Below are 318 nucleotides of genomic sequence, written 5' to 3' on the forward strand. Positions count from 1 at the left end.
CCAGGCAGTTTCCCACCAAGTACCATCAGCGCTAGAGAGCTTAACTTCTGTGTTCGGAATGGGAACAGGTGTATCCTCTCTGCTATTGTAACCACATAATCTTTATGCTTAATATTACTATTAAGTTTTTGAAACTAGTAAACTAGATTCTTTAGAGTTAACACTCTAAAAACTACATATATATTTTAATCAATGAACATCAAATAAATATTGGTCAAGTCCTCGACCTATTAGTATCGATAAGCTAAATACATTGCTGCACTTACACCTTCGACCTATCAACCAGATAGTCTTTCTGGGGTCTTACCCTTGCGGTGG

General features: G+C 37.1%; 2 rRNA genes. Both read right to left on the minus strand.

What is annotated here, in order from left to right:
- Nucleotides 1-96: ribosomal RNA gene (gene rrf, locus IC213_RS20730) — 5S ribosomal RNA — on the minus strand; the annotation flags it as partial.
- Between the two features lie 114 nt (nt 97-210).
- A 23S ribosomal RNA gene (locus IC213_RS20735) occupies nt 211-318 on the minus strand; the annotation flags it as partial.

Origin of the sequence: Clostridioides sp. ES-S-0049-02 (genome assembly GCF_020658465.1) — a bacterium.
Classification (GTDB): Bacteria; Bacillota; Clostridia; order Peptostreptococcales; family Peptostreptococcaceae; genus Clostridioides.